This window comes from Ruegeria sp. CG8 (assembly GCF_056537165.1).
This window is the reverse complement of sequence record NZ_JBQFRA010000003.1, coordinates 441,650-461,118: the sequence shown is the minus strand read 5'-3', so window position 1 is coordinate 461,118 and position 19,469 is coordinate 441,650. Positions and strand designations below refer to the sequence as shown.

The window sequence follows — 19,469 nt, the reverse complement described above, 5'->3', positions numbered from 1 at the left end:
AATAAACGTAACTACCTTGAGGGCAGGTTTGGGCCAAACAACCGGAGCCGGAGCAAAATGCCCAACGCCCTGACCATGATGACCAATGTGATTTCCGGCGGAAAGCCGGATTGGGCCGCAAAGTCCGAGCCCCAAACAAAAGGCAACTCTGATTTCGCGGAACTCATGGCCGAAGAAGAGATGCCGAACCTTGAGGCCGAGGCGAAACCTCATCCGGACAGCCGCGCGGGTCCGGAAATCGTGGATGGCGATGAAAACACCGACCCTGACGTCCCGCAAGCCGAACCCGATTTGGCTGAACCGCTGGATTTGCAGGGTTCACAACAGGACGCCCGACAGAAAGACACGCCTCTGCCCATGGCAACGCCCGTTGAATTTCTAAAGCGCGAGGCGACGGCGCACGCCACTCTCGGGGTTACTCCGCCGCCGGAGGGGCGCCAGTCAACTGCCGCCGCGGCCATGCGCGCAGCAACCTCTGATCCCGATCGCCGATCGCTCGCGGGCGACACGGGCAAGGGAACCGAAGCGCCCGAGCGTGTCGCGAGCACAGCGTCTCAACATGGGTCAGCGGCAAAAGAGCAGTTGAACACCACCGAACCTGGAATGAGTGGAGGGCTGCAGAACCGAAAGGACGAATTGCGCGCTGCAACCGGTAAAGATGCCAGGCGCGACGAGCAGACCACCGGATCGTGGGGGGTGGATCAACGGCCGGCCAAACCTGCGGGCCAAAGAACGGAATCCATCATCCGGGCGCAGATCGTCGGTACATCGGAACGCGCAGCACTGAAGGACCCGATGCCAGAGGACAGTCTGCACGACCGGATGCCAACGCAGGACTTGGGTACGACCCCAGCGCAAAGGGATACAGGCCCGACCAACGGCGCCCCGTTCTCGGGCCGGGCGGAAATTGCTCGGGCAGTCGCCGGGCAAATGGCGGCAACCATCGTCGCAAAGCCGGGAAGCGGAAGCGTGGAAATCGCACTGACTCCGGAAGAGCTGGGCAAAGTTTCGATCAAGGTGACCGGGCGCGAAGACGGGTTGCACATGATGATCGTCGCTGACCGGCCCGAAACCATGGATCTCATGCGCCGGCATATTTCGATCCTTTCAGCCGAGTTCAAAGAGATGGGGCTGGGCGATCTTTCCTTTGAACTGGGCACCTCGGCGAACCCAGAACAGGATGCTGAGCCACCTGAACGCGGCACATTCATCACCGCGGGGGAGCTTGACCCTGCAACCGAAACACCCGCTCGGGCCCGCCCAACCCAGGTGGACCGGACGTTGGACCTGAGGCTTTGAATCATGATCACCACAGCGGCATCCGCGACACAAACACCCTCAACAGCACAGCCAACGGGAACCTCAGCAGCGACAGGGCTGACCTCGGACTTTGAGACGTTTCTCATGATGTTGACGGCGCAGGCACGCAACCAGGATCCTCTGGAGCCACTGGATTCGTCGGAATATGCGTCGCAACTCGCCCAGTTTTCGATGGTGGAGCAGCAGGTGCAGACCAACGACCTTCTGGCAAACCTCACTGCCGCCCTGAGCAGCGTCAATCTGGATGAGCTGTCCAACTGGATTGGGGTCGATGTTCAGGGGGCAGCCTCCTTCCGGTTTGCTGGCCAGCCACAGACCATATTCACTCAGCCCGACCTGGGCGCGGATGCGTCTGTGCTGGTCATCAAGGATTCTGACGGAACCGAAATCGACCGGGTCTCCGTTCCGGTATCCGAGACCGAGTTTCTTTGGGCTGGAATGGATGCATCGGGCAATCCGATGCCCAACGGCACCTATTCCGCAACGCTGGAAAGCTATTTGGGGGATGAACTGCTCTCGGCGCGGCCTGCGGCCACCTACAGTCGCGTCGTCGAAGCACAAGTCGGGGCCGGTGTCGTCATGTTGACCTTGGACAGCGGCGTCGTGATTCCGGCAACCGACGTCGTTGCCGTTCGTACCGGCGCTTGAACTCGGGGGCGCTGCGGGCCAAGGATTGGCGGTCCAGATTCGCAACGCTTCGGTGTCTCAACTGTCCGTTCCAACCGCTCCTCCACCCGGCCTTGCAGACCAACTTGTCCAAAACGGGTTGATCGCAAAAGACGCCCAGTTCGAGACGCTGTATGGCGGACGCACGAACCAGGTGTGGAAGGTATTGGACGCCGAGCCGGACCGGGTTTTGAAGATCTACCGGTCTTCCCTTCAAAACCCGCTGTTTCGCAACGACGCCCAACTCGAAGCAGCCTGTCTGCACGCACTTGTTGCGACGGGGTTTGTGCCGCGGCTTCGCGCCTCGGGCAGCTTTGGCCCGGATCGCTGGGTTTTCTATGACCATGCGGCTGGCACTCCGTGGCGAGAAGGGACCGCGCAGGTGGCGAAACTGCTGCATGATCTTCACGCCCGAGAAATCGGGCTAGAGGTCCCTAAGGGATGCAATGGAAGCGTTGATCTCGATCATCACGGCACCCGTATTTTGAACGGTTGCCGCTCGGAACTCAGCGCCGTTATGGCCGAACGCAAACCCAGATCCCAGGTGCCGCCGACCCCCCGAGTATGCCTGATCCATGGCGACCCAGTGGCCGGCAACATCCTCGTCTCCCCCGCGGGGCTGACACTGATCGACTGGCAATGCCCGGCGATGGGTGACCCATGCGAGGATCTTGCCCTGTTCCTGTCACCCGCCATGCAGCATCTCTATCGCGGCAAGCCGCTGAGCCCCGAGGAAGAGGCTACGTTTCTGTCGGCCTATGACAGCCCGCAGACGGTGCGCCGATACCTCGCGCTGAAGCCCTGGTACAATTGGCGTATGGCTGCCTACTGCCTGTGGCGGGCCGAGAATGGTGCGCCAGCCTATAGGGCCGGGTTTGACCTTGAGGTTGCGGCCCTCTGACCCTGGGCCGTATCACAAATCGGCAAGAGCCATGGCCGCATAAGCCGGCGGCATCAGCAGTCGCCGCCAGCGCCCGAATGGGAACTTTGACGGCGGTTTGGCGATGACGTCCGGAATATTCGCGGGCTCACCCAAAACCAAGCGGGCCAATGCCCGCCCGCAATAGCTGCCCATCGCCACGCCGTTCCCGTGATAGGCCAGACCGGCAAACAAGCCCGGGTGGCCCGGAACCTCCCCGACAAAGGGCAGCAGGTCACGGGTCAGGCAAACCATACCTGACCACATATTAGTTGCCTCAACCTCGGCCCAACCCGGGAACATGTGATCAAAGTCACGGCGTACTTTGCGACGGATCGCAGCCTCAGCGCGCGGCGAGGACATTAGGCCTCCTCGCATTCCGAAAAGGAACCGGTTGTCCGGCATCAGACGGAAATAGTGCAGCAGGTTGCGCGTGTCGTACGCCATCTGGCGCGAAGTCCAACCCTGTTCCTGCAATTCAGCTTCGGTCAGCGGACGTGTCACCATGACCGTAGACTGGGCGGGCATGTAACGGGCGGCCAACCAGTCGGGCAGATCGTCGCTGGAATAACCGTTGGTGCAGATCAACACCGTCTTGGCCTGGATACGGCCCGCGGGGGTGGTCATCTTGTACTCGGACCCGGCTATTCTGATGTCCTGAACCGGGCTTTTCGAGAATACTGCGGCACCTTGCGCCTGCGCGGCCCGGGCCAACCCGAACAGGTATTTCTGCGGGTTCAGCCCAAAGCCGACTGGATCGGTATATCCGCCAAAGAAACGTCCCCCCATACCGAGGCGTTCCAAATCCGACGGCTCATGCAGAACCCCACCGCTTTCCGCGCGACGCCGCAGCCGCTCCATCGCGCGCGGGCTGTGCGCCAACTGCGTCTCCCCTTCGGAGTGAACGTCTGCGTCGATCCGAAACCGCTGCAAAAGATCCGCAACCAAGGCGACCGCGTCGGTTTCGGCCTGCGCGTAATCCTGTGCCGCCGAAATCCCATAGCGCCGCGCAAGTGTCGCCGAACCAAGCTTGGACCCTCCTTGGCAGCAAAACCCACCATTGCGCCCCGAAGCGCCCCAGGCCGGAGTTTCGGCTTCGAACACGGCGACAGAAACACCGCGTTCGGCGAGGTGCAGGGCCGCAGACAATCCGGTGAACCCGCCGCCGACAATCGCAACGTCGGTCGACAAATCACCCGAATGAACGGGCCAGTCAGGCGCCGTAGTGGTTTCATCCCACCAACACCCCTCACGGGGGCCGGGGCCATAGGTATAAGCCGGAAAGATCCGCCTCATTCGGTGCGCGCGGCGGCTTGTTCCTCTTGCCGCTGCCGGACCATCGCACGTTTCGACACCAGCGACGCGGTGATCACACCGACGGTGACCACGGCGATCATGATGGTCGACAGCGCGTTGATTTCCGGGCTGACCCCCAGACGCACCGCCGAGAAGATCTTGATCGGCAGGGTCGTGGCCGAGGGGCCGGACGTAAAGGACGCGATCACCAGGTCATCCAGCGAGAGGGTGAAGGCCAGCAACCACCCCGAGATCACCGCCGGCGCGATGATCGGGAGCGTCACCAACCGAAAGGCCTGCGCCGGCGAGCAGCCCAGATCCAACGCCGCCTCTTCCAGCGACTGATCGAACGTCACCAGCCGCGAAGACACCACGACCGACACGTAGCACATCGAAAAGGTCGTATGCGCCAGCACGATGGTCAGGATGCCTCGGTCCAGCCCGATCCCGATGAACAACAGCAACAGCGACAGGCCGGTGATCACCTCGGGCATCACCAGCGGCGCGTAGATCATCCCGGAAAACAGCGTGCGGCCAAAGAACCGCCCGCCCCGCACCATGACATAGGCGGCCATGGTGCCCAGAATGGTCGCCAGCGTCGACGAGAACACGGCAACGCGAACGGTGACCCAGGCCGCATCCAGAAACGCCTGGTTCTGCATCAGTTCGCCATACCATTTGGTCGAGAACCCAGCCCAGACCGTGACCAGCTTGCTTTCGTTGAAGCTGAAGATGATCAGGATCACCATCGGGATGTACAAAAACGCAAAGCCCAGCGTCAGCGAGACCGTGTTGAACCAGCTCAGCCTGTTCATTGCTCTGCCTCCGCCTGTTTCTGCTGGTTGCGCTGGAACAGCACGATCGGGATCACCAGGATCAGCAGCAGGATCACCGCCACGGCGCTGGCCACCGGCCAGTCGCGGTTCGAGAAGAACTCCTCCCACAAGACCTTGCCGATCATCAGCGTGCCCGACCCGCCCAGCAGCGAGGGGATCACGAATTCACCGATCACCGGAATCATCACCAGGAAGCATCCCGCGATGATGCCTGGGCGCGACAGTGGGATGGTCACCAGCCAGAAGGCCTGCGTGCGCGAACAGCCCAGATCCTCAGCCGCCTCGATCAGCGAGCCGTCCAGCCGATCGAGCGCGGCGTAGATCGGCAGGATCATGAAGGGCAGATAGGTGTAGACGATGCCGATATAGACAGCCGTCTGCGTGTTCAGGATGGTCAGCGGGGTCGAGATGATGCCCGTCCACAGCAGGAACTGGTTCAGGTAGCCTTCGTTCGACAGGATCCCCATCCACGCATAGACGCGGATCAGGAACGAGGTCCAGAACGGCAGGATCACCAGCATCATCAGCGTCGGGCGCCATTCCTCGGGCGCGCGGGCCATGCCATAGGCGATCGGATAGCCCACCACCAGGGTCAGCGCGGTCGCGATCAGCGCGATCTTGACGCTGGACAGGTAGGCTTTCCAGTACAGGTCGTCCTCGGTCAGCCAGACGAAATTCTCGAAATCCAGCTGGCTGAAGAACTCCTTGATCCCGGCCCAGCCCTGCGACAAATCAAGGGTCGGGGTGTAGGGCGGGATCGCAAGCGCGATGTCCGACAGCGAGATCTTCAACACGATGAAGAACGGCACCAGAAACAGGGCCAGCAGCCAGACATAGGGGATGGCGATCAGGACCGCGCGGCGCATCAGTCTGCCAGCAGAACCGCCGCCGTGGCTGTCCAGGACAGCCAGACAGGGTCTTCCCATGTGAAGGACCGGCGCGAGATGCGGCGGGTATTGGCCGTTTGCGCCTTGATGATCGTCCCGTTTGGCAATTCGACATGGTAGGTCGACAGGTTGCCCAGATAGGCAATGTCATGCACCTTGCCCTGCACGGCGTTGACGGCATCGGCGGGACGCTCGGCCGAGATCGTTACCTTTTCCGGCCGGATGGCCAGGTGACAGGCCTGCCCGTTTCCGAAGCTTGCCGCGGACGTGGCGGTCAGAGGCGGCTGGCCCTCGGCCCATTCGATACTGTACGTGCCCTCACCGGCTGCGGTTGCACGGCCTTCGATGATGTTCACGTCCCCGATGAAATCGGCGACATAGACGGAATTGGGGTTTTCATAAATGCGGTCGGGCGTGGCGACCTGCATCAGCTTGCCCTGATCCATCACGGCAACGCGGCTGGCCACCGTCATCGCCTCTTCTTGGTCGTGGGTCACGATCACGAAGGTGGTGCCGGTCTTTTCCTGAATGTCCATCAGCTCGAACTGGGTGTCCTGGCGCAGCTTCTTGTCCAGCGCGCCCAGCGGTTCGTCCAGCAGCAGCAATTTGGGCGCCTTGGCCAGCGACCGGGCCAGCGCCACGCGCTGACGCTGACCACCGGAAATCTGGTGCGGTTTGCGGCGGGCAAATTTCTCAAGACGGGTCAGGCGCAGCATCTCCTCGACCCGGTCTTCCAGATCATGCTTGGGCATGTTGTCCCGGCGCAGGCCAAAGGCGATGTTGTCCCAGACGTTCAGATGGGGAAACAGCGCGTAGGACTGGAACATCATGTTGACCGCCCGCTTGTTCGGCGGAACCGGGTCGATGTCTTGACCACTCAGCATGATGTGGCCTTCGGTGGGTTTCTCGAACCCCGCCAGCATCCGCATCATCGTCGTCTTGCCGCAACCCGACGGCCCCAGCAAAGCAAAGAATTCCCGCTCGAAGATGTCCAGCGACAGATTGTCGATGGCAGTAAAGTCCCCGAATCGCTTGGTCACATTTTTGAACTGGATCAAGGGTTTCGCCTGCGGATCTTCCCACGGCGCAAAGACGGTAGAGTTCAAATCGGCCCCCGTAAGTCAGCCTGAACAGGTAGTGCGCAAGGCAGAACCATTCTGCCTTGCGCAATCATTTCGGATCAGGTGCCCGATTTGATCTTGGTCCACAGGCGGGTCACGACCCGCTGCGTTTTGGCCGGGTAAGGCGTGGTGATGTAGAGGTTCTGCATCGTGGCATCATCCGGATAGATCGCCGGATCGCCGATCACGTCTTCTTCCAGAAACTCCTGCGACGCCTTGTTGCCGTTGGCGTAGTAAACGTAGTTCGACGCCGCCGCCATGTTGTTGGCATCCAGGATGAAGTTCAGGAATTTATGCGCGCCGTCCGGGTTGGGTGCATCCACCGGAATGGCCATCTGGTCGAACCACATCAGCGAGCCTTCGGCAAACGGATGGTATTCGATGGTCACACCGTTGTCGGCCTCATCCGCCCGATCGCGGGCCTGCAGAATGTCGCCCGACCAGCCCACGGCCACGCAGATGTCGCCATTGGCCAGCGCATTGATGTATTCCGAGCTGTGGAACTTCTGGATGTAGGGACGCACGCCCATCAGCACTTCTTCGGTCTTGGCGATCACGTCGGTGTCATGGCTGTCCGGATCTTCGCCAATGTACTGGAGTACCATGGGAATGATCTCGGACGGGGCGTCCAGGAAATGGACGCCGCATGAGGCCAGCTTTTCCATGTTCTCGGGCTTCAGCACCAGGTCCATGCTGTTCAAGGGCGCATCGTCGCCCAGCACTTCCTTGACCTTGTCGACATTCACGCCCAGCCCCGTGGTGCCCCACATGTAGTTGATCGAATAGGCGTTGTCCGGGTCATAGCCGGCCGTGCGTTCCTGGATCACGTCCCAGAGGTTAACTGCATTGGGCAGCTTGGACATGTCCAGTTTCTGGAAGGCTCCAGCCTGGATCTGGCGCTGAAGGAAGGTGCCCGACGGCACCACCACATCGTAACCGGATCCCCCGGCCAGCATCTTGGTTTCCAGAACCTCGTTGCTGTCGAACACATCGTAGATCAGGGTCAGACCCGTCTCTTCCTGGAATTTGCTCAGCAACTCCTCGTCGATGTAGTCCGACCAGTTGTATACGCGCACCTCTTCCGCAACAGCGGCCGACGTCCCCAATGCGACAATTGCCGTCATCGTCAGCGTTTTGATTTTCATTTTCTTCTCCCTGCAAGTGTACGGGCATTTTCCCGTTTTTTTGGATTTGATCAAGTTTTGCGTTTTCCCTCGATACGTCGTATGGTTTCACGGGGCAAGAAACCTGACAAGCCGGGAGCATTGGGATCGGGGTGAACCAATTGGATTTGATCAAAAATAAGGCATCTGCTGCAGTGACCCAGACCGAAAAACGACCAGCACATGAACAGGTGTACCAGACACTGAAGTCGCAGATCATGTTCGGCGATCTGGTGCCGGGGCAACCGGTCACGATCCAGGGCCTGACCGATTCGCTGGGCGTGGGCATGACCCCGGTGCGCGAGGCCATCCGGCGCCTGATCTCGGATGGTGCGCTGATCTTTCAGGGCAACCGGCGGGTCAGCGTTCCCCTGCTGACCGCAACAGATGTCGAACAGATGATTTTCGCCAGAAATGCCGTAGAATCAGAGCTTTCCCGGCGCGCAGCAGTCAACATGACCACGGCGGATATCGACCAGCTTGAAAAGATCGACGAACAGCTGGATCGCACGATCGCCGACGGGGACGTTGGCGGCTATCTTCGCCTGAACCATGCATTCCACGAAAAACTCTATGACCACGCCGGTGCGCCGATTCTAAAGGATCTGGCCGAGCGCCTGTGGCTGCGATTCGGGCCGTCCTTGCGCGTCGTCTGCGGGCGCTTCGGCACCCAGAGCCTTCCGGACCGGCACAAGGACATCATCGATGCCTTGCGCGCCAGCGACGCTGAAAAAGTCGCAAAAGCAACGACCCAGGATATCGAACAGGGCATGGAACTGATGGCCGAGGCGCTGGCGACCGAATAGGTCAGCGCGATTCGATTGACAGAAAAAAATTTGATCATATTGTGACGGCAACCGCTGTTGCAGGAGTAGAGACCGATGTCGACCATCACCAACCACATGCCGACCGCCGAATTGCAGGCCCTGGATGCGGCGCATCACCTTCACCCGTTTTCGGCCAACGGCGCACTGGGCAAGGAAGGCGCGCGCGTCATCACCCGTGCCAAGGGCGTCTATCTGACCGACAGCGAGGGCGAAGAGATCCTGGACGCCATGGCCGGTCTGTGGTGCGTGAACGTCGGCTATGGCCGCGACGAACTGGCCGAAGTGGCGGCGCGCCAGATGCGCGAACTGCCCTATTACAACACCTTCTTCAAAACGACCCATGTCCCGGCGATCGCGCTGGCGGCGAAACTGGCCGAGTTGGCGCCGGGTGACCTGAACCATGTCTTCTTCGCTGCCGGCGGGTCCGAGGCCAATGACACCAACATCCGTCTGGTCCGCACCTATTGGGCGGAAAAGGGCCATCCGAACAAGAACATCATCATCAGCCGCCACAACGCCTATCACGGGTCGAGTGTGGGGTCGGCCTCGCTGGGCGGCATGGCCGGCATGCACGCGCAGGGCGGCATCCCGATCCCGAACATCCACCACATCAACCAGCCCAACTGGTGGGCCGAGGGCGGCGACATGACGCCCGAAGAGTTCGGTCTGGCCCGCGCGCGCGAGCTGGAAGAGGCGATCCTGGAACTGGGCGAAGACCGCGTCGCCGCCTTCATCGCCGAGCCGGTCCAGGGCGCGGGCGGCGTGATCGTCGCGCCCGACACCTACTGGCCGGAAATCCAGCGCATCTGCGACAAGTACGACATCCTGCTGATCGCCGACGAGGTGATCTGCGGCTTTGGTCGAACCGGCAACTGGTTCGGCTCGCAGACCATGAACATCCGCCCGCATATCATGACCATCGCCAAGGGGCTCAGCTCGGGCTATGCGCCCATCGGCGGCTCGATCGTCAATGACGAGATCGCCGAGGTGATCGGCGGGACCGAGTTCAACCACGGCTATACCTATTCGGGCCACCCGGTCGCGGCGGCCGTCGCGCTGGAAAACCTGCGCATTCTGGAAGAAGAAAAGATCGTCGAGCATGTGCGCGATGTCGCCGCCCCCTATCTGAAACAGAAATGGGAGGCGCTGGTCGAGCACCCGCTGGTGGGCGAAGCCAAGATCGTGGGCATGATGGCGTCGATCGCGCTGACGCCGGACAAGGCCAGCCGGGCCAAGTTCGCCTCCGATCCGGGCACGGTCGGGTACATCTGCCGCGATCGCTGCTTCGCCAACAACCTGATCATGCGCCATGTGGGCGACCGGATGATCATCTCGCCGCCACTGGTTCTGACCCCGGCAGATATCGACGAGATGTTCGTACGTATCTACAAGTCTCTGGACGAGGCGCAGGCCGAGATCATCGCCCAAGGCTTGATGAAAGCGGCCTCGTGAATTCAGAATAATTTTGGAAAAGGGCGGTCCGGCAGGGCCGCCCTTTTTCGTTCACCGCATCCGTTCCAGCAATTGCACGGTTGCGTACCCATCCGGCAAAAGACCACGCGCCATTTGGTAGGCCCGCAACGCATTGATGGTGTTCGGCCCGATCCGCCCGTCGATGGCCTGCGTGTCGAACCCGGCCAGGGTCAGGCGCAGCTGCAACTCCTTGCGTTCGGTAAAACTCAGCACCCGGTCGCCGCGCGGCCAGCTTGCGCGGAACGGACCCTGCCCGGCCAGCCGGTCTGACAGGTGGCCGATGCCGATCACATAGGCATCGGCGCCGTTGTAACGCTCGATCACGCTGAAATTGTCAAAGATCATCAGGGCCACGCCACCGCTGCCGGCCGGCAGCAGGATCGAGGCGGGCCCGAAATCTGCGATGCCACCGCCGTTCGCGGCGCGGACGCCGCGTGCGGCCCATTCCGAAGGAAGCAAACTAACGTCCCGACTGGCGCTGGCATAGTCGAACCCTTTGGGCAAACGCACCTCGACCGCCCATGGCTGACCTTTGGTCCACCCGAACTTGGCAAGGTAGGCGGCAGCAGACGCAAGCGCATCCGTAGGATCGTCCGACCAGATGTCGCGGCGTCCGTCGCCGTCGAAGTCAACCGCGTGCTCGAGGTATGAGGTCGGCATGAATTGCGTGTGCCCCATGGCACCCGCCCAACTGCCCGTCATTCGGTCCGAGGTGATGTCGCCGGCCTGCACGATTTGCAATGCCGCGAGCAACTGTGTTTCAAAAAACTGCGCGCGCCGCCCGTCATGGGCAAGCGTTGCAAGCGACCGGATTGTCTGGCTGCTGCCCCGATACGTGCCGTAGGATGTTTCCAGCCCCCAGACCGCGACCACCACCTCTTTTTCGACCCCGTACCGGGCTTCGATCCGGTCCAGCGTATCCTTGTACCGCACCAGCGCCTTGCGCCCATTCGCGATGCGCAGGTCTGACACGGCCGAATCCAGATACTCCCAGATCGGTTTCGAGAACTCGGCCTGACTGCGATCGCGCTTGATGGCGTCGTTGTCGTAGGTCAGGCCTGACAATGACCGGTCCAGGACCTGCGGCCGGATACCTGCCGCAACTGCCCGGTGCCGGAAGGCGTTCAACCAAGTCTCGAAGCTGGTGTTGCCTTCGACGACCACCCGGTGCATGCCGGTGGTCGGCCTTGGCACCGGCCGGATCGAAACCGTCAGATCGGCCGACGCCAACTGGATCGAATCCAGCGCCGGTCTGATCTGTGGTCGTTTGGTTGTATTCGAAGTCTCCGCCTGCAAGATGGATGCCCAAAATGCGGCGGCCACAAAGCCACACACATATTTCATGATTCAGGTTTTCCTGATTACTGCTCGCAGACAGGGTACCCCAGATTGCGCAAATCACAAAGCGCTCAGGACTGGCTCTCTTGATCTTTTGCTTCGCGCTCGGCCCGGATCTTGGCCAGCGCCTCTCGCAGCAAAGGCACGCGGTTGGGGCGGAAACTGTCCTGGGTGACGGACATCGCGCGCATCCGGTCCAACCGAAACACGCGAAAATCCCGCCTCAGATGGCACCAGCTGAGCAGTACGCTGGCATGATCCATGTACACGATGCTCAGTGGGCTCACGCGGCGCTGGGTGTCGTCACCTTTCGCATCGGTATAGTCGAACTCGACCACACGCTCGTCCCACGTCGCCTGCCGCAGGTCGGCAACTTCGATGCTGGGTGCGGCAGGACGGTCGAACCGGGTGGCGGTCAGCACTGCGTGGCTCAGGCGGTGGGATTGGCGGTGTGGCAGCCGGCCCTGCAGTTTGCGCAGCGCCGCACCGGCGGCGTCCGACAGAGCCGGGTCTCCGATCAGTTGCACCTCGCGTAGGCCAAGAACCAGCGCCTCCAACTCGTCATCGGTGAATCCCAGCGGCGGCAGTGTCGCGTCTTCGATCAGGGTGAACCCGAACCCGGCCTCGCCATCAATGACTGCACCGAGACCACGCAGAGCGTCGACGTCGCGATGCACGGTGCGTGCCGAAACCCCCAGATCCTGCGCCAACTGCGCCGAGGTCTTGGGCGACGGGCCAGACCGCAAGGCCTGCATCAATTGGAACAGTCGGGCGGTGCGGGACATGATGTCATTCAATCTAAACCTAATGACAGAAACTGTCATTAGCCCGCGATAGACCGGCGGCACCCCAATTTCGGAGCCTATTATGTTGACCCTTCTTACCTACCCTTCCGCTTTCGGACTTTTCAGCGCCAGCCCCTTTTGCGTCAAAACCGCCTATATGCTGCAGCTGGCCGGGCTGCACTGGCGCCGTTCGGACATGGTCGATCCGCGACAGATGCCGCACAGCAAGTTGCCGGTTTTGCGCACACCCGAACGTCTCGTGCCGGACAGCGACCAGATTCGCGACTGGTTGGAAGCGCAGGGCGCCGAATTCGACCGTGGCCTGAGCGATGTGCAAAAGGGCCAGTCCCGCGCGTTGATCCGTATGGCCGAGGAACATCTGTACTTCCAGATCGTCATTGACCGCTGGGCCAACGACGAGGTTTGGCCAGTTCTGCGCGACACCTTCTTCTATGAGATTCCCCGAATCGTCCGACGCCCGATCTCGAACTCGGTCCGGAAATCGGTCTTGAAAGGCCTTCGGTCCCAAGGGATCGGGCGCTTCTCCGAGGCCGAACGGATGGCACGGGTCGAACGCGACCTCGAGGCGATCTCAGCTTATCTGTGGCAGGCCCCGTATCTTTTGGGCGATCACCCCACTTCGGCCGACCTCAGCGTCGGCCCGATGCTGGCTGCGATGCGGGCCACTCCGGCCGATACCCGGCTGACCCGGCGCATCAAACAGGATACGCTGCTGAACAGTTATGTTGACCGGATGGAACAGGCGATCCCCCTGCCATGAGGCCTTTCGATGACCCCAAGGTGGCGTCTGCCTACGAGGCATTCGCCACGGACACCAAAAGCGGCGCTCTGGCTCTGCGCGATCTGGTCTTCGCCACCGCGCAGGAACTTCAACCGGCGGTTTTGGTGACCGAGGCTCTGCGATGGGGCCAACCGGCCTATCTGAGTCCCAAGGGAACAACCATCAGGCTGGGTGGACACACCTCTGCCCGGTTTGCCCTGTTTGTCCACTGCCAGACCCGGCTTATCGGTGAGTTTACCTCGGCCTTTCCTGACGCTGACAGGATTGAAGGCAATCGCGCCATCCTGTTCGACGGGATCGAACAGATCGACCCCGTCAGGCATGAATGGCTGATCGCCCGGGCGTTGACCTATCACCGCTGACGGCGCTTGCGCTCGACCTTGCGTTTGATCTTGTCCTTCTTGCGCTTGGTGCTGACCGCCTTGCGCCGTGTCGGACGACTCGACTTGCCACGACCGCCGCCGCGCGGCATGGCCTGATCTTCGATTGACAGCAGCTCCAACTCCAGCCCGCCAGTTACCGGCGTGGCCTCGGTCAGGCGCACGGTGACGCGCTGGCCGATGGCGATGGTCAGGCCGGTATCCGCTCCCATCAGGGTGCCAGCCTCGGCGTCGAAGTGGAAAAACTCGCGCCCCAGCGACCGCACCGGCACCAGCCCGTCGGCCCCGGTTTCGTCCAGCTTCACGAAGGCCCCGAACCGGGCGATGCCGCTGATGCGGCCGGTGAACTCGTTGCCGACGCGCTCGCTCAGATAGGCCGCCAGATAGCGGTCGGTCGTGTCGCGCTCGGCCATCATCGAGCGGCGCTCGGTGTCCGAAATTTGGGTGGCGATCTCCTCCAGACGCTCGATCTCGTCGGCGGTCAGCCCGTCCTTGCCCCAGCCATGGGCCGAGATCAGCGCCCGGTGCACGATAAGGTCGGCATAGCGGCGGATGGGCGAGGTGAAATGCGCATAGTTGCGCAGGGCCAGCCCGAAATGGCCAAAGTTTTCGGGGCTGTAATAGGCCTGCGCCATCGACCGCAAGGTGCTGAGATTGATCAGCTCGGCATCCTCGGTGCCGGCGGCGGCATTCAACAGCGCGTTCAGGTGACGGGTCTGCAGCACCTGTCCCTTGGCCAGGTTCAGCCCAGCGGCCTGCGCCGTCTCGCGCAGGCTTTCCAGCTTTTCGGGCGCGGGTTCTTCGTGCACCCGGAACAACAGCGGGCTGCGCTTGGCGATCAGCGTCTCGGCCGCGGCCACGTTGGCCAGGATCATGAACTCCTCGATCAGACGGTGCGCATCCAGCCGTTCGCGGAAGGCCACGCTTTCGACCTCGCCGTTGTCGTTCAGCACGATCTTGCGTTCCGGCAGGTCCAGATCCAGCGGCTGGCGTTCGTTGCGGGCCGTCTTCAGCGCGCCGTAGGCTGCATAGAGCGGTTTCAGGACGCTCTCCAGCAGCGGCCCGGTTCGGTCATTGGGGGTGCCGTCGATAGCCTCCTGCACCTCGGCATAATGCAGAGACGCGGCCGAGCGCATTAGCCCCCGCACAAAGCGGTGGTCGATCTTGTTGCCGTTTGCATCGATCCGCATCCGCACCGCGATACAGGCGCGCGGCACGCCTTCGTGCAGCGAACACAGATCGCCCGACAGACGGTCGGGCAGCATCGGCACGACGCGGTCGGGGAAATAGGTTGAATTGCCCCGCTTGCGCGCCTCGCGGTCCAGCGCGCTGCCGGGGCGCACATAGGCGGCCACATCGGCAATGGCGACCCAGATCACGTGGCCGCCCGGGTTTTTCGGATCATCATCGGTATGGGCATAGCAGGCGTCGTCATGGTCGCGCGCGTCCGATGGGTCGATGGTCAGCAGAGGGATGTCCCGCAGATCCTCGCGCCCTTTCAGCCCGACGGGCTTGGCCCGGTCGGCCTCGGCGATCACGTCATCGGGAAAATCATCCGGGATGCCATGCTGGTGGATCGCGATCAGCGACACCGCCTTGGGCGCGGACGGATCGCCCAAACGTTCCACGATACGCGCACGCGGCAGCCCCATACGATTTTTCGGCCCCGCCTGCTCGGCCTCGACCAGTTCGCCATCCCTGGCGCCCAGCGCCGCGTCTTCAGCCACCAGCCATTCGGTCGATCCGGCCTTGTCGATGGGCACGATGCGCCCGCCCTCGGCGCCCTTGCGGAAAATCCCCACGACCCGGCGCGGATTGGCGCCGATGCGGCGGATCAGGCGGGCCTCGTAATTGTGGTCCTCTGCATGCACCTGGGTCAGGCGGGCCAGGATGCGGTCACCCTCGCCCAGCGCCGGGTCGCTGGCGCGCGGAATGATCAGCACGATCGGCTCGACCCCTTCGCCATGCCATTCCAGCGGCCGCGCGAACAGGTCGCCATCGGCGTTCGGCGCCTTGACCTGCAGCACGCTGACCGGCGGCAGGCGGTCCGGGTCGCGATAGCTGCGCTTGCGCTTTTCCAGATGGCCCTCGGCCTCAAGCTCTTTGAGGATCCGTTTCAGGTCGATCCGGTCCGCGCCCTTGATGCCAAAGGCCTTGGCAATGTCGCGTTTCGAGGTGAGCGTGGGATTCGCCGAGATCCAGTCGAGGATCTCCTGCTTGGTCGGTATGCGTTTCATGATTTCCGCCTAGCACGCCGATGCGACCGCGTCATGACCAAAAAATGGCCGGGCGCATCAATCACTCAGGCGAAATAGTCGGCCAGGATCCGGGCATAGATCGCCTTGAGCTGGCGGATCTGCTCGACCGGGACGGATTCGTCCACTTGGTGCATGGTGCGTCCAACCAGGCCGAACTCGACCACCGCGCAGTGATCCTTGATGAACCGCGCGTCCGAGGTGCCACCGGTGGTCGACAGCTCGGGCCGGCGGCCGGTCTCGGCCTCGACGGCCCGGGCCACCAGATCCGACAGCGGCCCCGGAGGGGTCAGAAAGCTTTCGCCCGAGACCTTGATCCGCGTGTCGATCTGCACGCCGAACTCGGCCGCCACGTCGGCTGCCTGCGCCTTCAGCCAGTCACTGAGGCTGGCGCCTGTATGCAGGTCGTTGAACCGGATGTTCACCGCGCCACGGCACTGGGCGGGAATGACGTTGGTGGCCGCGTTGCCGGTGTCCATCGTGACCACCGCCAGGGTCGAAGCGTCGAAATGGTCCGTCCCCCGATCCAGTTCGTGACTGGCCAGCCGATCCATCAGCCGCGCCAAGGCCGGCAGCGGGTTCCTGGCGCGATGCGGATAGGCCGAATGGCCCTGCACGCCCGTCACCTCGAACCACGCGGTCATCGACCCGCGGCGGCCGATCTTCATCATCTCGCCCATCTCATTGGGGCAGGTTGGCTCGCCCACCAGACAGACCGACATCCGCTCGTCCTGCGCCTGCATGTAGTCCAGCAGCGCGGTGGTGCCGTCCACCGCATCGCCTTCCTCGTCCCCCGTGATGGTCAGGATGATCGCCCCGTCGGGCGGGGTGTCGCGCACGAAATCCACCGCGGCCGCGACAAAGGCCGCCACCCCCGATTTCATGTCGGTGGCGCCCCTGCCATACAGAACGCCGTCATGGATTTCCGCGCCGAACGGCGGGCGGGTCCATGCGGCCTCGTCGCCCACCGGCACCACATCGGTATGGCCGTTGAACCCAAAACTGCGCGCATGCCCCTTGTCGCCCCACCGGGCGAACAGGTTGCAGACGCCGCCGCGATCGACCCGCGTGCAGGTGAAACCGGCCCGCGACAGGATATCTTCCAGCAGAACCAGCGCCCCGCCCTCCTCGGGTGTGACCGAGGGGCAACGGATCAGGTCTGCGGTCAACTGGACAGGGTCGGACATTCAGGGGCCTCGCAGGGTCGGCAGGATGTGGGTTCACGCACAGATTCAACGAATTGGCCGCAATGCCAACCCCGATCGGCGGTTTTCCGGTCGCCCAGCCCGAAAAAACGGCAAAAAGAAATCCCGGTCGATGACCTCGCGACGACCTTGCCGCGCCATGGCAAATTGCGCTAGAGCGCCGCGAAACAGGTGAACCAGCTATGACGCGCGCCCTTTTCGCATTGATCTGCCTGACCTTCGCGGTCTTTGCACAACACAGCCAAGCCGAAACTCTGACGGTCACGACGGTGGAGCGTCCGCCGTTCTCGTATGTGGATGAGGGCGAGGACACCGGCTTCTCAATGGACCTGCTGGCCGCGCTGGCTGAAGAACTGGATTGGGAATACACGGTCGTTCGAGTCGACGCGTTCGGGGACATGCTGTCGGCGGTCGAAAACCGCGAAGCCGACATGGCGATCGCGAATATTTCGATCACCGCAGGCCGTGAAGCCCGAATGGATTTCAGCCAGCCGATTTTCGAAGCCGGCCTTCAGATCATGGTACCATCAGACGCGGCGCGCAGCCCGTCCTTGATGCAGGCGCTTCTGTCACGCGAGCTGTTCATCGCCATCGGGCTGGCCTTTGCCATCCTGCTGGGTGGCGGCATGCTGATGTGGGGGTTCGAACGCCGATCCCAACCCTATTTCGACCGCGACCTGAACGAGGCCTGGTTCCCATCCTTCTGGTGGGCGTTGAACCTGGTGGTCAATGGCGGATTTGAAGAGCGGATGCCCCGGACCCCATTCGGGCGAATTCTGGGTGTGATCCTGGTCGTATCCTCGCTGTTCATCGTGTCGGTTTTCACCGCAAGGATCACCTCGGTCATGACGGTGGATGCGATCACCAGCAACATCAACTCGGTCAATGATCTGTACGGCAAGCAGGTCGGGACGATCTCGGGTTCGACCGCCGCCAGTTTTCTGAACCGGCGCGAGGTCGAATTCACCGGGTACGAAGACCTGGACAGCATGTTGACCGCGTTCAAGGATGGGGACCTGGATGCCGTCGTGTTCGACGCGCCGATCCTGTCGTATTTCGCCGCACATGAAGGCCGCAAGATTGCGGCAATGACCGGCGGCGTCTTCCTGCGCGAGAATTACGGTATCGTCTTCCCGACCGGGTCACCTCTGGTCGAGGATGTGAACCAGGCGCTTCTGGGCCTCCGGGAAGATGGCACCTATGACCAGATCTATCGCAAGTGGTTCGGCACGCGCCGCTAGGCGCTTTCGGGCTTGTCGCCGAAGAAGGGCGTCATCTGCGCAACAATAACCGCGTTTTCCTCAAGCGCCCTCTGCATCAGAGCGCGTTCGTCGGGGTCGATCTCGTGCCCCTGCGCCTCGCGCTCGGCCAGGGTGCCATAGCCGGTTACGTCCAGTGGAGCCGTATCGGCCTGCTTGAGAATGGCCACGGTTTCGCGCACGGCCTCGGCCTCGTCCACTCCGCTGGCATAGCACATAAGCGCCGCGCCGGTGGCGCCTTCGGGCAGGCCGTCGCCATCCTTGCGGCCAATCTGAACCAACAGAGTATAGACCTGCTGGCGCGAGGGTTTCTTTTGCTTTTCCATGCCGTGGGCCTTAGCCGGGGGCCGGTCGATGGTCAAGCATGGCAGCTGGACGCGGTTCCCGGATGCCGTGTCGTTTTTTGACGCGCTCAGGCCCACCATCCGGTCAGACTGGTCCCTAAAAACGACGGAGGACATCATGACCAAACGCGGCCGCTGCCTGTGCGGTGAAACCCGCTGGGAGTTTGAGGGCGCCGAGACCTGGAGCTGCTACTGCCATTGTGACGATTGCCGCCGCAACTGCGCCGCGCCCGTGGTCGCATGGTTGGGCGTACCCTTGCGCAATTTCCGGTGGACCGCCGCAACACCGCGTAGTTTCGCCAGTTCGAAAGGCGTCCAGCGGCATTTCTGCGCAACCTGTGGCTCTCCGATGGGGTTCGAGGCCGACCATTATGAAGGCGGGATGCACCTGTACGCGGCCTCGTTGGAAGACCCTTCGGACTTTGCGCCAACCTTTCATGTCAACTATCAAAGCAAGCTGCCCTGGCTGGAACTGCGCGATGACTTGCCGAAATACGAAGGCACCCTGCTGCACGCGCCCGAGGATCTCGCCGACTACAAGGCGGGATAGGTCCTACCCTACCAAAGAAAAGGCCGCGGACCAGAGCCGCGAC

Annotated in this window: 19 protein-coding genes; 9 read left to right on the top strand and 10 right to left on the bottom strand. The window is 62.2% G+C overall.

Features of this window, described 5'->3' with window-relative positions:
• Positions 1-57 precede the first annotated feature (57 nt).
• From ACR0EF_RS12420 to ACR0EF_RS12410, 3 genes are all read left to right on the top strand, one after another.
• Positions 58-1,299 carry a flagellar hook-length control protein FliK gene (locus ACR0EF_RS12420; RefSeq protein WP_170372956.1) on the top strand — a complete coding sequence of 414 codons (1,242 nt, stop codon included), beginning with the start codon at positions 58-60 and terminating at the stop codon, positions 1,297-1,299.
• A gap of 3 nt (positions 1,300-1,302) precedes the next feature.
• Positions 1,303-1,968 carry a flagellar hook capping FlgD N-terminal domain-containing protein gene (locus ACR0EF_RS12415; protein WP_170372955.1) on the top strand — a complete coding sequence of 222 codons (666 nt, stop codon included), beginning with the start codon at positions 1,303-1,305 and terminating at the stop codon, positions 1,966-1,968.
• A 118-nt stretch (positions 1,969-2,086) separates the two neighbouring features.
• Complete coding sequence (locus tag ACR0EF_RS12410) at positions 2,087-2,887, top strand: aminoglycoside phosphotransferase family protein (protein WP_254438873.1); 801 nt, start codon at positions 2,087-2,089, stop codon at positions 2,885-2,887.
• 12 nt (positions 2,888-2,899) lie between these two features.
• Here the strand turns inward: ACR0EF_RS12410 and ACR0EF_RS12405 are convergent, their stop codons facing one another.
• The 5 genes from ACR0EF_RS12405 to ACR0EF_RS12385 all read right to left on the bottom strand — a co-directional run bounded on the left by ACR0EF_RS12405 (position 2,900) and on the right by ACR0EF_RS12385 (position 8,190).
• Entirely contained in the window at positions 2,900-4,201 is a 1,302-nt protein-coding gene (locus ACR0EF_RS12405) for an NAD(P)/FAD-dependent oxidoreductase (protein ID WP_170372954.1), read from the bottom strand.
• Positions 4,198-5,016 carry an ABC transporter permease gene (locus ACR0EF_RS12400; RefSeq protein ID WP_170360749.1) on the bottom strand — a complete coding sequence of 273 codons (819 nt, stop codon included), beginning with the start codon at positions 5,014-5,016 and terminating at the stop codon, positions 4,198-4,200. The genes ACR0EF_RS12405 and ACR0EF_RS12400 overlap by 4 nt, the downstream gene beginning before the upstream one ends.
• The gene (locus tag ACR0EF_RS12395; protein WP_170364861.1) at positions 5,013-5,903 is read right to left on the bottom strand and encodes an ABC transporter permease subunit; all 891 of its coding nucleotides are present in this window, start codon (positions 5,901-5,903) and stop codon (positions 5,013-5,015) included. Before ACR0EF_RS12395 ends, ACR0EF_RS12400 begins: the two co-directional genes overlap by 4 nt.
• A complete protein-coding gene (locus ACR0EF_RS12390; RefSeq protein ID WP_170372953.1) occupies positions 5,903-7,030 on the bottom strand; it encodes an ABC transporter ATP-binding protein in 1,128 nt (375 codons plus the stop codon). Before ACR0EF_RS12390 ends, ACR0EF_RS12395 begins: the two co-directional genes overlap by 1 nt.
• A 74-nt stretch (positions 7,031-7,104) precedes the next feature.
• The gene (locus tag ACR0EF_RS12385) at positions 7,105-8,190 is read right to left on the bottom strand and encodes a polyamine ABC transporter substrate-binding protein (RefSeq protein ID WP_170341249.1); all 1,086 of its coding nucleotides are present in this window, start codon (positions 8,188-8,190) and stop codon (positions 7,105-7,107) included.
• Positions 8,191-8,330: 140 nt separating this feature from the next.
• On the opposite strand from ACR0EF_RS12385, the gene ACR0EF_RS12380 reads away from it, so the two are divergent.
• Positions 8,331-9,014: a GntR family transcriptional regulator gene (locus tag ACR0EF_RS12380; RefSeq protein WP_093964408.1), complete on the top strand. Its 684-nt coding sequence runs from the start codon at positions 8,331-8,333 to the stop codon at positions 9,012-9,014.
• 75 nt (positions 9,015-9,089) lie between these two features.
• Complete coding sequence (locus tag ACR0EF_RS12375; RefSeq protein WP_170372952.1) at positions 9,090-10,487, top strand: aspartate aminotransferase family protein; 1,398 nt, start codon at positions 9,090-9,092, stop codon at positions 10,485-10,487.
• Between the two features lie 51 nt (positions 10,488-10,538).
• On the opposite strand, the gene ACR0EF_RS12370 is transcribed toward ACR0EF_RS12375, so the two are convergent.
• Positions 10,539-11,852 carry a lytic murein transglycosylase gene (locus ACR0EF_RS12370; protein WP_170372951.1) on the bottom strand — a complete coding sequence of 438 codons (1,314 nt, stop codon included), beginning with the start codon at positions 11,850-11,852 and terminating at the stop codon, positions 10,539-10,541.
• 65 nt (positions 11,853-11,917) lie between these two features.
• A complete protein-coding gene (locus ACR0EF_RS12365) occupies positions 11,918-12,631 on the bottom strand; it encodes a helix-turn-helix transcriptional regulator (RefSeq protein WP_170372950.1) in 714 nt (237 codons plus the stop codon).
• Between the two features lie 82 nt (positions 12,632-12,713).
• On the opposite strand from ACR0EF_RS12365, the gene ACR0EF_RS12360 reads away from it, so the two are divergent.
• Positions 12,714-13,412: a glutathione S-transferase family protein gene (locus tag ACR0EF_RS12360; RefSeq protein ID WP_170364851.1), complete on the top strand. Its 699-nt coding sequence runs from the start codon at positions 12,714-12,716 to the stop codon at positions 13,410-13,412.
• Positions 13,409-13,795 carry a DUF1801 domain-containing protein gene (locus ACR0EF_RS12355; RefSeq protein WP_170372949.1) on the top strand — a complete coding sequence of 129 codons (387 nt, stop codon included), beginning with the start codon at positions 13,409-13,411 and terminating at the stop codon, positions 13,793-13,795. The genes ACR0EF_RS12360 and ACR0EF_RS12355 overlap by 4 nt, the downstream gene beginning before the upstream one ends.
• Here ACR0EF_RS12355 and rnr read toward each other — a convergent pair.
• The gene (gene rnr, locus ACR0EF_RS12350; RefSeq protein WP_170372948.1) at positions 13,786-16,050 is read right to left on the bottom strand and encodes a ribonuclease R; all 2,265 of its coding nucleotides are present in this window, start codon (positions 16,048-16,050) and stop codon (positions 13,786-13,788) included. The genes ACR0EF_RS12355 and rnr overlap by 10 nt on opposite strands.
• 65 nt (positions 16,051-16,115) lie before the next feature.
• A complete protein-coding gene (gene dapE / locus ACR0EF_RS12345; protein WP_170372947.1) occupies positions 16,116-17,255 on the bottom strand; it encodes a succinyl-diaminopimelate desuccinylase in 1,140 nt (379 codons plus the stop codon).
• A 200-nt stretch (positions 17,256-17,455) separates the two neighbouring features.
• On the opposite strand from dapE, the gene ACR0EF_RS12340 reads away from it, so the two are divergent.
• A complete protein-coding gene (locus tag ACR0EF_RS12340) occupies positions 17,456-18,514 on the top strand; it encodes a transporter substrate-binding domain-containing protein (RefSeq protein ID WP_170370133.1) in 1,059 nt (352 codons plus the stop codon).
• On the opposite strand, the gene ACR0EF_RS12335 is transcribed toward ACR0EF_RS12340, so the two are convergent.
• A complete protein-coding gene (locus ACR0EF_RS12335) occupies positions 18,511-18,858 on the bottom strand; it encodes a hypothetical protein (RefSeq protein ID WP_170370135.1) in 348 nt (115 codons plus the stop codon). The two genes, ACR0EF_RS12340 and ACR0EF_RS12335, sit on opposite strands and share 4 nt — an antisense overlap.
• A 136-nt stretch (positions 18,859-18,994) precedes the next feature.
• Here ACR0EF_RS12335 and ACR0EF_RS12330 point away from each other — a divergent pair, with 136 nt between their 5' ends.
• The gene (locus ACR0EF_RS12330) at positions 18,995-19,426 is read left to right on the top strand and encodes a GFA family protein (RefSeq protein WP_254434000.1); all 432 of its coding nucleotides are present in this window, start codon (positions 18,995-18,997) and stop codon (positions 19,424-19,426) included.
• Positions 19,427-19,469: the final 43 nt, after the last annotated feature.

Bases quoted from the DNA above. Each gene is read 5' to 3' on its own strand.
- ACR0EF_RS12330 (WP_254434000.1), top strand. From the start codon at position 18,995: ATGACCAAACGCGGCCGCTGCCTGTGCGGTGAAACCCGCTGGGAGTTT.
- ACR0EF_RS12385 (WP_170341249.1), bottom strand. From the start codon at position 8,190: ATGAAAATCAAAACGCTGACGATGACGGCAATTGTCGCATTGGGGACG.
- ACR0EF_RS12375 (WP_170372952.1), top strand. From the start codon at position 9,090: ATGTCGACCATCACCAACCACATGCCGACCGCCGAATTGCAGGCCCTG.
- ACR0EF_RS12405 (WP_170372954.1), bottom strand. From the start codon at position 4,201: ATGAGGCGGATCTTTCCGGCTTATACCTATGGCCCCGGCCCCCGTGAG.
- dapE (WP_170372947.1), bottom strand. From the start codon at position 17,255: ATGTCCGACCCTGTCCAGTTGACCGCAGACCTGATCCGTTGCCCCTCG.
- ACR0EF_RS12355 (WP_170372949.1), top strand. From the start codon at position 13,409: ATGAGGCCTTTCGATGACCCCAAGGTGGCGTCTGCCTACGAGGCATTC.
- ACR0EF_RS12415 (WP_170372955.1), top strand. From the start codon at position 1,303: ATGATCACCACAGCGGCATCCGCGACACAAACACCCTCAACAGCACAG.
- ACR0EF_RS12370 (WP_170372951.1), bottom strand. From the start codon at position 11,852: ATGAAATATGTGTGTGGCTTTGTGGCCGCCGCATTTTGGGCATCCATC.
- ACR0EF_RS12365 (WP_170372950.1), bottom strand. From the start codon at position 12,631: ATGTCCCGCACCGCCCGACTGTTCCAATTGATGCAGGCCTTGCGGTCT.
- ACR0EF_RS12395 (WP_170364861.1), bottom strand. From the start codon at position 5,903: ATGCGCCGCGCGGTCCTGATCGCCATCCCCTATGTCTGGCTGCTGGCC.
- rnr (WP_170372948.1), bottom strand. From the start codon at position 16,050: ATGAAACGCATACCGACCAAGCAGGAGATCCTCGACTGGATCTCGGCG.
- ACR0EF_RS12360 (WP_170364851.1), top strand. From the start codon at position 12,714: ATGTTGACCCTTCTTACCTACCCTTCCGCTTTCGGACTTTTCAGCGCC.
- ACR0EF_RS12340 (WP_170370133.1), top strand. From the start codon at position 17,456: ATGACGCGCGCCCTTTTCGCATTGATCTGCCTGACCTTCGCGGTCTTT.
- ACR0EF_RS12420 (WP_170372956.1), top strand. From the start codon at position 58: ATGCCCAACGCCCTGACCATGATGACCAATGTGATTTCCGGCGGAAAG.
- ACR0EF_RS12400 (WP_170360749.1), bottom strand. From the start codon at position 5,016: ATGAACAGGCTGAGCTGGTTCAACACGGTCTCGCTGACGCTGGGCTTT.
- ACR0EF_RS12335 (WP_170370135.1), bottom strand. From the start codon at position 18,858: ATGGAAAAGCAAAAGAAACCCTCGCGCCAGCAGGTCTATACTCTGTTG.